Genomic DNA, 3,334 nt, shown 5'->3' with positions numbered 1-3,334 from the left:
ATCATTTAACCCTTACTGATTCACAAACAGGATTTAATGCAATTCTTCAAAATCCATATTGTAATATTAATAGTGCTTTTACCCAAACTATTTATGTTAGAGTATTTGATCCATTGGCGCCAGCATGTTCCTCTTATACTACCTTACAATTGATAGTAAATCCTAAGCCAATAGCCAGCCAGCCAAATGATTATCATTTATGCGAGCCTACCTATTTATCTTCTAGTGCTTTATTTAATTTAACAGGAGTTTTAACACCTCAGGTTTTAGGCACAACTTTATCTTCATCGAATCATGTTGTTAGTTATTATTTAACACAAGGTGATGCTCTTGGTGCTATAAATCCGTTAGTAAGTCCATATCCATCAGGTTCAAAGAAAATATGGATACGAGTTCAGAACACTACAAGTGGATGTGTTGCTGTTATTTTTGTAAATTTAGTAGTAGATCCGCTTCCAAATTCATTACCATTTTACCCACAGTATGAGCTTTGCGAAACAGTTGCTCCAATAGGGAAAGAATTTTTTAATTTAACGTCTAAAATTCCAACAATTCTTAATGGACAAACAGGATTACTTGTAACATTTTATCCAACATTAGCATTAGCACAATTGGGAACAGGAGCTATAACCAACACATCGTCTTATGAGAACACACCTTCTTATGCACAAACCTTAGGAATTAGAATTACCAATACCACCACAGGATGTTATGTTATTTCAACTATGGATTTAGTTGTAAATCCAAAACCACAACCCAACCAACCAAGCCAACCTTATACGGTTTGTGATAGTAATCAAGATGGTATTGCACAATTTAATTTAAACAATATAACATCCGATTTACTATTGGGAGTTACAGGAGTGTATACTATTAGTTATCATTTAACCTTAAATGATGCAACAAGTGCAACAAGTGCAATTAGTACTAGTGTATTGTATCAAAACATTATACCATTTACTCAGGTGTTGTATGTAAGAGCAGAAAATCCTACAACCCATTGTTTTACTGTTATTCAAGTAACTTTAAATGTCGATCCTGCGCCAATGATGCCTACAAGTTTAGCTGCACTTGTAAATTGTGATCAAGATGCTAATACACAAGATGGGTGTACTAGCTTTAATTTAAATTTACAAACACCACTTATCTTGGCTGCACAATCTTTGCCAGGATCAAACTATACGGTTACTTATTATACCAATCAAGCAGATGCATCTGCCTCGCCAAATGGAATATTACCAATTGTAGGCACATCAAACTATACCTCATGCAACACAGCAACAATTTGGGTTCGAATTGAAAATAAGACTACCAATTGCTTTGCTGTAGGTTCGTTTCAATTGCAGGTTAACACACCTATTGTATTAACAACACCAACATTATTGAGTGTTTGTGATAGTGATAATTTACCAAACAATTTGTACACAACCTTCAATATGTCTGGATTTGTAGGAGTTGTTCCCGGACATACTTTGTCCTTTTTCTTGGATGGAGCTTATACCCAACCAATTCTACATCCAGAAGCTTTTGTAAATACTATTGCCGCTACACAAACAGTATTTATAGTAGCCACAAGCAATACCACAGGTTGTAAAAGTTATAGAACATTGACTATTGAGGTTTTACCAATACCAACGCCAAGAACTAATTTAACAGCATTACCATTAATTGCATGTGATAGTAACAATCCTAATGATGGATATGAAGTATTTGATTTAACCACCAATGCTGCTTATATAATGAATAATGATGCCAATGTAACGTTACATTATTATGCTACTTACCCAAATGCTCTAGCCAATACTAATGAGATTATAGCAGGAAGCAGTATCGGAATTCCAACGGCAGCCAATGTAAATGGCAATGTATGGATTAGAGTAGAGAGCAATTATTTTATAGGATCAGATGCTGTGCATTGTTATGTAATAGTTGAACAACCTGTAGTTGTAAATCCGTTACCGTTGTTGGTTCAACCCATTGCAGACTACCAAGAATGTGATGATGATACCGATGGATTTACTTTGTTTAACTTAAATTCGCAAGCGGCAGTATTATTGGCAACAAATCCTTTGGCGGTTAGTAATTATAGTTTAAGTTTTTATACCGATGCGGCACTTAGCAATCAAATTGCTACACCAGGCGCATTTACTAATACCAATACTACAGGAAATACGCAAGTAATTTATGTAGTAGCAAGCAATACTACTACGCTTTGTAAAAGTGTAGTAGGACAGTTTACAATCGTAGTAAATCCAAAGCCACTGGCCACTGCACCATCAAATTATTCACATTGTGATGATGATGCAATTAATAATGGTTATTTTGCTTATCCACTAGATGTTTTAGAGCCTTCAATATTAACAGGACAATCGGCTTTGGCGTATACAGTAACGTTTTACAATACACAAGCCGATGCTCAAAGTGGTAGTAATGTAATAACTAACGAATCTGGATATATGGCTTACACCCATACGGTATGGGTTAGAGTAGAGAACAATACAACTAAATGTTTTAGATTGGTCTCTTTTGCAATAGTTATAGAAAAACTTGCAGAGCCAATTATTTACACCACAACAGGATCAAATGTAATTTGTGTAGATTTTAATACCGATATTGTAGTTAGAGACTTAACGTTATCAGTAAACAATGCTGTGCCTGGAAACTATACATATGAGTGGTTTGAAGCAGGCAGTCCAACGACAGTTTTAGGCACAGGAGCAACGTATTTAGTTAATACCGCAGCAGTAAACGGCGCAACAAGAAACTACACAGTTGTAATGACAAGTGTGAATCCGCCACAATTGGGATGTGCTTCTAGATCGGCATCTTTTGCCGTGGTTCAATCTGGTCAAGCAGTTATTGTAGGAACAACAGGATACACGATAACCAATGCTTTTTCAGAGAATCAAACCATCACGGTAAGTGTTAATGGATATGGAACTTACCAATACAGTCTAGATGATGGACCACGACAGGACAGTAATGTGTTTGATAATGTATCACTAGGAGAACACAACATAACGGTTTGGGATAGCGAAGGTGGCATTGCTGCAAGTTGCGATCCGTTGGTGATTACAGAAGTTCAAACTATAGATTATCCACATTATTTTACACCAAATGGTGATGGAATAAATGATACATGGAATATTGTTGGATTAGCAAATCAAGTTTCAGCAAAAATTTATATATTTGACCGCCAAGGAAAATTGATTAAACAAATAAGTCCAACAGGAAAAGGTTGGGACGGAACTTATAACGGTAACCTAATGATATCAACAGATTATTGGTTTACGGTTGACTATAACGAAGCCGACGCATTAAAACAATTTAGAGC

1 protein-coding gene is annotated in these 3,334 nt (G+C 35.8%); it reads left to right on the top strand.

Translation table 11 applies throughout. The features are described from left to right. A partial coding sequence (locus ACH2CG_RS14520) for a T9SS type B sorting domain-containing protein (RefSeq protein ID WP_395066449.1) occupies positions 1 to 3,334 on the top strand: 3,334 nt, incomplete at both ends.

It is taken from the genome of Flavobacterium sp. (assembly GCF_043778725.1).
Classification (GTDB): domain Bacteria; phylum Bacteroidota; class Bacteroidia; order Flavobacteriales; family Flavobacteriaceae; genus Flavobacterium.
Note: the sequence above shows the minus strand (reverse complement) of the source record. Positions and strands in the feature narration are given on the sequence as shown.